This window comes from Hafnia psychrotolerans (genome assembly GCF_014639435.1).
Taxonomy (GTDB): domain Bacteria; phylum Pseudomonadota; class Gammaproteobacteria; order Enterobacterales; family Enterobacteriaceae; genus Ewingella; species Ewingella psychrotolerans.
Genome location: NZ_BMFZ01000001.1, coordinates 653487 through 660624, shown reverse-complemented (window position 1 = coordinate 660624; position 7138 = coordinate 653487). Strand labels below are relative to the sequence as shown.

The following is a 7138-nucleotide window of genomic DNA, read 5'->3' as shown; positions in this document are numbered from 1 at the left end:
CAGGCGCGGACTTCATCGTGGCGCGGGCAATGTAAGGTTGCCCATCAGACGCCGTATAGATTTAAGCAAGCCCATCATAAATCAAAATCGGTGTTGCAAAAACGGGGGTGACCATAGATTTTTATGCTTAGCAGAGGCATAAATCAGGCCAACGTGAACAAAGAATGGCACCCCAGGAGAACGGGAGAAGTGACGGATTTTTTTGCTGTAAAAACAGACGTGAAGCAAAAACGCTGTGCGCCAATCGCCCATTGATATCACTGGCAGCCTAATGCTCGATATCAGTTCACAAAATATTATCTGAAAAACGGATTGGGGGAAAAAATAAAAATAAGGGAATGAGGGGCAATGGAGTTACAGCCTGGAAGCGGGTATTAGCTCGCGCAAAATAGCAGATTTTTGTTTTTGGCACTCACATCAGATATAGGCAAACTGGCCAGTCCTTTACTCCATGGTATGCACTAAAAAAACAGGAACGGACTATATGTCGCAAGAAAATAGAGATAGGTCTGATGTAGGATGAGTAATGTAACCATTTGATTTTGTTGGTGGGTCGTGCTGGGTTCGAACCAGCGACCAATTGATTAAGAGTGCATAGCGGCTATTCTAACCGCATGTTTTAACAGGTATCTTCCGCATTCACACTGTGACAATCCTGTATATATCACCAGATAACCATCTTTGAAGCTAAAGGGCTGTGACACAGTTATGACACAACCCAGAGGCCCACAAGTAAAGAGCGCTCTCGAAGGCATACGTTGTTCGTTGTGGCGGCATGCTGATGACGCTATCATATTAAAAACCATCTAAAAAGAGCAAAAAATGAAGAATGGACGCGTGATATTTGCTGAGCAATTGAGAGTGTTAGCTTTTCTATCTGTTGTGATCACTCACTGGATTGGTGTTTTTTGGATTCATCCAGATGTTATTTCCAATATTAGCTTGGCGCCACTGATGGATACCACAGGAATAAATCCATACAAAAGCATTTTACTGCCAGTCCCAAACTGGAACTATGGCCCGTTTGGTGTGTCAATTTTCTTTTTAATTAGTGGCTTTGTGATTCCATTTTCTTTAAGGCATAAATCTAACAGCGGATTTATTGTTGCCCGGCTTTTGAGGATTTACCCAACATACATTGCTTGCGCTATATTATCTATTTTAATAGTATACATTACAGCAACGGCATACTGGTCAGTTACGCCTCAATTTAGATTTTTGGACATAATTGCCAATCTGTCTCTAACTCATATGTATTTCGGGATCAAATCTATAGATGCTGTCAACTGGACGCTGGCAATTGAAGTCATGTTTTATATTTTTTGCGTTATTTCCAGACCATTTATTATTAGCAAAAACTATTTACAATTAATTATTTCAATGATTGTTTTATCTGTTTTGTTTAAGATTGCATGCGCACACCTAACCAACAATTCGGCGATAAATATATTCATCAGTGAGGTTGCAAGTAACTACTGCTACATGATGTATATGATGATCGGTGTGTTTTTTTACAAGCATCACACTGGCGCTATTGATAAAAAATCTCTTATCTTCGCGGTGACACTTGTATTTGTACTTTTCGTAGCATCTTCTATTTACATGACCAACAACATACTGACGCCGGTAGTTCAGGCTAACTATTTTTATGGCTTAGTCATATTTTCCATAGCTTATTACAAACGCAACTCATTTAGAGAAAGTAAAGTCCTTGGTTACTTAGCTAGTATTTCCTATCCTTTTTACGCACTTCATTCAGTTATAGGGTTTTGTGTAATAAGAATGCTTTTTGATGCAGGGTTAAACTTCTATGCTTCTGCATTAATCGCATTTATTGCCGTCCTTGGCCTATCACACGCCGTTCATGTTTCTGTAGAAAGAAAATCTATATCTATTGGTAAATTATTTAAATGAAATTACCAGCATGACCCTATGGGTAAATAATTATGCTGGTTGACCATTAATAGTCGTGAACTCAATATCATCATAAAATAGGTTATCATTGTCATTGTAAAACATGCCAGATTGGCAAAAAACACCCTCATCAATAAGAATGAAGTAATAACCTTCATATATGAATTCAGGCTCTGCAACTATAGTATTGAAAACTTTAATATCGCCATTCGAGATCATTGCATAATTTGCCATTATTATCACCACTCTATAAACAAAACACCTTGAGCACCAGCGCCACCTGCCAATCCAGAGCCAGATACTCCCACTGTAGTAATGAATGCCCCACCACCACCGCCAGAAGATCCATATCCAAAAGCATTTCCTCCTGCAGTTGCTGTGCCTCCAGCCCCCATGCCAGCACTACCACCTCCACCAAACGATGTTGATGCTCCTGCGCCGCCCAGCGAGTACATTATGAATCCTGCGCCAGTGGCAACTGAAGACATTCCAGAACCACCTGCCGGGTAACCCGCACCCAACGTACCACCTGATACAGTGTTTGTTCCGTATTGGCCGCCACCGCCGCCAGACCCACCGGTTAATGATAATAGAGAGCCAAAACTAGTAACGCCGCCAGATCCACCATTTGAAGCTGCTGAACCGGTAGCACCACCGCTACCACTAGTCCCACCAACACCAATCAGGAAGGAGATTATTGCACCAGGTGTAACGGATACGGGTATACGCTGTACTGATTGCCCAGCGCCACCGCTACCACCACATGTTGCCGCCGAAGATGAATTAACTGATGAGCTACCGCCACCGCCGCCACCACCACCCGCACAGCCAGAGAGGTATAGAGTTGTAACGCCAGCAGGAACAGTGAACGATCCGCTTGTTGTGAGTTTTTTAAATCTCGCGGAAGAATTTCCATTATTAATTAATCCTGCCTTTAAGTTTGCCAATGGCAGAGCTGTATTTCCATTATCTAAGACGTCTTGCCCAGAACTGTCAGCGATAAATTGAGCCAACACACTTGCAATAACCGTAGCTTGCCGAACCGCTTTATTGATCTGCGCTGAGCTGGCCTTTCCAGACTGAAATCCGGTCGCCAATGCCGCCAGAGCTTCATAATCTGTCTGTGCTGTGACGTTTGCACCAGCGCCTACGCCAAATGGTTTAAAGTTATTTGTTGCCATTATAATTTCATCTCCCATGCGCCTTCATCGAATCCGGCTATATAATCGTTATCCATGTCAAACCCGAAAAATTTATTCCCAGTTGACGGTGTTTCAATGGATGGTGTCTGTATATCTCCTGCCCACACGCCCGCTGCTTTCACAGTCAGATACCCCTGACGAATAGCAGCAATCAGTTCGAGCGAGACATTAGAAATATCGGTTTCTGGAAATACCAAAATAGAAATTGTCATATCCTGATTATCGACAATTTGCATTCTTAACCCTGAGCCTGTTAATGCCGTGTCGAGAATTTCTGGTAATGTTTCGTTGGTCCCATTCCAATGGTTAATTGCAATTTTCGCTTTGAGGATGATTCGATAGGTTTCATCGCTCAAGTTCGTAAATCCAGCGTCAGGATCATATGGCCCTTGCCACACACCCTGATCGAATCCCAAACCATCCGTGTCAAAGGAAAAATAAATGCCAGATATGGGCTGGCTCACCACGCGCGTTCTGCCAATCCATTTACCTAGAATGTCGAGCTGTACGCCTATGGCACTATCAATGTCAAAATCAGTAATGAAAGATGACAACGAACCTGCGGTATCGGCCAGCGGGCGCGTTATTAAATCAATGTGATCAACAAACAGAGGCTTCTGGCTGTGGTAATTAGTAATGAGGTCCGTGTATTTACTCATGACGACACCGTTATGGTGATATTGCTCACGTCGCAGGTGGCAGATTCGCTGTATGCAATGATGATGTTTGCAGCGGCAACAGTTCCGGCACTTTTCCCAATCATCAGGCTGTTGATATCGTAATACCGGCTCTCACCACCGCTCACAACGCCCAGATTAGCCGGTGAATAAACTCGACTAAGCAGGACGTCATCACCGATTGTGAGCGCGTTGATATATGCAGCGATGGCAGTTTTAATATCTGCGCCTATTTGGGATGTGTAACCCGTAAACGCCTGAAGGTTAATAGCGATATAAATTGGAACGGGTGCCGGGCGATTGAAACCAATGGTATGAGGGTTGCCATACTTATCAGCCACAACAATTTGCGTGGTGCCATTCGGAGTGACACCCTGCCCTTTCTTAAGCTGTATTGTGGTCGCTATTTCGGTTGCATCGCCGCCGTCAATAACTGCCGTTATCGAGTGTGGCGGCAGCCCATTTGCGTCTACTGCGCCGGTGTCGTTTTCATAAAGTTTGTGGCGCGTCACCCCTGAAATATTGGCAATGGCACCATCCAGCGCATCAAAAGGCGTAACGGATGCCAGCGCCACACTCTGCGCCTGGCGGATACGGAGTGACGCATCAGTTTCGGCAGCAGCACCTACCGTGGCCGCATTTGGGTTAGTGACAGACACCCAGCCGCGCGTCGGCGTATTGATGCCGGTGATAGTACCGGCCAACGCAGCAACAGCGCCAGCAGTGGCGCAAGTCGCCGTAACCAACACTGTGCCATCAATGCCAATCACTACAGAAACCGGCAGCGTCCAAATGATGTTGTTGGCGTCCTTCGCGGAGCCGTTAACTATCTCCAGTCCGATAGTGCCAGTGATCAACAGATCAACCGTTGAGTTATTCGCCGGGTCGCGGGCTATGCCGTTAATTTTTACGTTGCTGGCTAGCCCGTTACCGAACCCGGTTGCCGGTGAAAACGAGTTATAGACGGCAATGGCGGTGTTGTTCGCGTCGTGGATAGCCAGCGCATACAAGGAGATCATCTGACCGTCTTTACCGTCCGGCTCCAGATAGGCGTCAGTACCGTAAATCTGCTGGAAATAACCGGTCACCGTGGTGAGGATGGTTTGGTAATCGGGCGCACTGATCCCCTGAGCTGTTACCGTTGCCGATAACCCCAGTGTGTCAAGATTGAGAGCCATTATGCCTCGCTTGTTACTGTGGAAGTCCCGTAGATGGTGTCGATAGTCGCCGTGAACGAAACGCGCCTTGTGGTGCTGTTAACGGACGTATCAAAGGAGGTGATTGAATTCACACCCTGCGTTTGCAGGATATGCTGACGGATAGCCAGGTTATAAACGTCGGGACTTTTCTTTCCGAGAACGGACTGGATGTAAGGAGTTCCGGCGGTTGTGTCGAGGAACCATTGCCCACGCCATAGCAAAAAGCGCGTTTTGACTGCCTGCGCCACCGTCTCCGGTGAATTAATCAGAAACGTGTTATCACCTCTGCCGAACGTGTAATCACCGTCAGCGTCTTCGCGTCGATATCGCATATCAGTTTACCTTTCCAGAATTGTCTGTACCGCTCTGGACGCTGTTGTGCGTGTGCTGGTCGCTGATGTCCTTGCCGTTCGATGTTAGAGTGCCGAGGAAGTTAATTGCCCCGGTAATTTTTGCAGCAACACCGCTCGCGGTTGAGCCGACCATACCCGCCATCCACGTCAGCAAACCTTTGACGGTGACCGCCGCCGAGAACGTCGATAAAGGTGCTGTGACGTTAAAACCACCTGGCGCCACGATATTTATCGTCTGAGTTGCTGGATTAAGTTCGAAATACGTTGAACCGTCATCACTGCGCATCTGCGCTGAGTTCGTGCTGATCCCGCTGATTTTTTGCGCCTGAGACTGCGGGCCGACGATGGCGAAAGCATCTGATAAATCGTGCTGGCGGGTATCCACTGGCTCCTGAACGCCGCCGCTCTGCCACCAGAAGTCGATGCAGCGATCGGAGATAATCACCAGGCATTCATCACCGGCTTTTACCGGGAAGGTCATCGTTACGCCACCGCCGCGCTGGAATACGACCGGCACATCGAGAAGCAGTGGCAGTGGAGAGGACTGTATATTTCCTGATTTGTCAGTTTCAGCCCCCGCGATGGCAGGCTGAACGACGCAAGTAACAGCGTCAGGATCGAACGACTGAATAATGCCGGGCATTGCCACCCGTAAATTTGCTGAGATGGTTTTAGCAAGCGCCGCGTCTAGATGCTCTCGGTCACCAACTTGAGAACTAAGTGATACTGGCATGTTTTCTCCGGGCAATAAAAAACCCGCACTTGGCGGGTTGGGTGATTGGCTGAGAAGTCAGCCGATTAGTCAAAATATTTTCTATCAATTCTTAAATTTTTAAGAACTCGCCAGTTATCTTGTATAACTTCATTCTGCTCAATGTGTGAGGTTGCTTTTTCGAGCGCCCGGCGCGCCACATTGGTGTTTCTCGGGTATTCGTGAGCCATAGACCAATAAGCGCCAGCTAGCCGGTGTTCGGCTGCCCTGAGAATTGGCTCAACATCTGCAATGTGCCCAATCATCCTGACGCAGTTTTTCCACATCCAGCAAAGGCTGCATAATTCTTCATCGGTGAGCTGATATTTAGCACGAACCACTTCGGCATTCTTGCCAATGAATTCGCCCTCAAGCACGTTGAGGTACTCGACCGCTTCGCTAATCTGCTCAGGCTGAAGCTGATGGATATGCTCAATATCGAAACGCTGGTGAACAAGCTTCCAGATATCCGGGTAAAGACGACCGAGGCCAGTGGTGATCAAACGCTCAGCAGTCTGACGAAGTGGCGTGAGCTGGGTAGCGGTTGACTGGCGAACTTTCTTCTTCACTTCCCCTTTAGTCCAGTATTCATGCAGAACGCTGAAGCACTCTTCCTGATACTGAATGAGTTTATCTTTGATATCAGCACGAACACGTTCTGGGTTGATGCTGAACAGCCAGCCGTTGAGCTTGCGGAGTGGAATGCAAAGTAACTGACGCAACTTTCCGTCTGCGGCAACCATAGAGATATCTCTACAGTTAAATTTCGAAGGGATCGTCATATGACCATCCCTTTCATTTTCAACCATGCTCTTATGAGGATGGTTGGATTTATTCATATCCTGCATGAGTTTACGATGCTGAGTTGTCCAGCTCATGCCCATATTTTCAACGATTGGTTTCATTGCTACATATACAACTCCAGCCACCATTGCGGTAATAATTGGCTGCCCATGAAATTGCACTGCGCTAGTGTTAACTGCTTCAAGAATTGCTATACTTGTCATGTCAATTATTCCTTCGTAGATTTTTTGACAGAAGC

8 protein-coding genes are annotated in these 7138 nt (G+C 46.6%); 1 reads left to right on the top strand and 7 read right to left on the bottom strand.

Annotation, left to right across the window (positions count from 1 at the left end; genetic code table 11):
* Window positions 1–822: 822 nt before the first annotated feature.
* A complete protein-coding gene (locus IEV89_RS03170) occupies window positions 823–1914 on the top strand; it encodes an acyltransferase family protein (RefSeq protein ID WP_188470288.1) in 1092 nt (363 codons plus the stop codon).
* A 30-nt stretch (window positions 1915–1944) separates the two neighbouring features.
* Here the strand turns inward: IEV89_RS03170 and IEV89_RS03165 are convergent, their stop codons facing one another.
* The 7 genes from IEV89_RS03165 to IEV89_RS03135 form a co-directional block, all read right to left on the bottom strand.
* Entirely contained in the window at window positions 1945–2148 is a 204-nt protein-coding gene (locus IEV89_RS03165) for a hypothetical protein (RefSeq protein WP_188470286.1), read from the bottom strand.
* Between the two features lie 5 nt (window positions 2149–2153).
* Entirely contained in the window at window positions 2154–3113 is a 960-nt protein-coding gene (locus IEV89_RS03160) for a glycine-rich domain-containing protein (RefSeq protein WP_188470284.1), read from the bottom strand.
* Window positions 3095–3775: a DUF2612 domain-containing protein gene (locus tag IEV89_RS03155; RefSeq protein WP_188470282.1), complete on the bottom strand. Its 681-nt coding sequence runs from the start codon at window positions 3773–3775 to the stop codon at window positions 3095–3097. Before IEV89_RS03155 ends, IEV89_RS03160 begins: the two co-directional genes overlap by 19 nt.
* Entirely contained in the window at window positions 3772–4971 is a 1200-nt protein-coding gene (locus IEV89_RS03150) for a baseplate J/gp47 family protein (protein WP_188470280.1), read from the bottom strand. Before IEV89_RS03150 ends, IEV89_RS03155 begins: the two co-directional genes overlap by 4 nt.
* Entirely contained in the window at window positions 4971–5324 is a 354-nt protein-coding gene (locus IEV89_RS03145; RefSeq protein WP_188470278.1) for a contractile injection system sheath initiator, read from the bottom strand. Before IEV89_RS03145 ends, IEV89_RS03150 begins: the two co-directional genes overlap by 1 nt.
* A gap of 1 nt (window position 5325) precedes the next feature.
* A complete protein-coding gene (locus IEV89_RS03140; protein ID WP_188470276.1) occupies window positions 5326–6078 on the bottom strand; it encodes a Gp138 family membrane-puncturing spike protein in 753 nt (250 codons plus the stop codon).
* Between the two features lie 65 nt (window positions 6079–6143).
* A complete protein-coding gene (locus IEV89_RS03135; protein WP_188470274.1) occupies window positions 6144–7103 on the bottom strand; it encodes a phage antirepressor N-terminal domain-containing protein in 960 nt (319 codons plus the stop codon).
* Window positions 7104–7138 lie beyond the last annotated feature (35 nt).

Bases quoted from the DNA above. Each gene is read 5' to 3' on its own strand.
- IEV89_RS03145 (WP_188470278.1), bottom strand. From the start codon at position 5,324: ATGCGATATCGACGCGAAGACGCTGACGGTGATTACACGTTCGGCAGA.
- IEV89_RS03140 (WP_188470276.1), bottom strand. From the start codon at position 6,078: ATGCCAGTATCACTTAGTTCTCAAGTTGGTGACCGAGAGCATCTAGAC.
- IEV89_RS03170 (WP_188470288.1), top strand. From the start codon at position 823: ATGAAGAATGGACGCGTGATATTTGCTGAGCAATTGAGAGTGTTAGCT.
- IEV89_RS03165 (WP_188470286.1), bottom strand. From the start codon at position 2,148: ATGGCAAATTATGCAATGATCTCGAATGGCGATATTAAAGTTTTCAAT.
- IEV89_RS03135 (WP_188470274.1), bottom strand. From the start codon at position 7,103: ATGACAAGTATAGCAATTCTTGAAGCAGTTAACACTAGCGCAGTGCAA.
- IEV89_RS03160 (WP_188470284.1), bottom strand. From the start codon at position 3,113: ATGGGAGATGAAATTATAATGGCAACAAATAACTTTAAACCATTTGGC.
- IEV89_RS03150 (WP_188470280.1), bottom strand. From the start codon at position 4,971: ATGGCTCTCAATCTTGACACACTGGGGTTATCGGCAACGGTAACAGCT.
- IEV89_RS03155 (WP_188470282.1), bottom strand. From the start codon at position 3,775: ATGAGTAAATACACGGACCTCATTACTAATTACCACAGCCAGAAGCCT.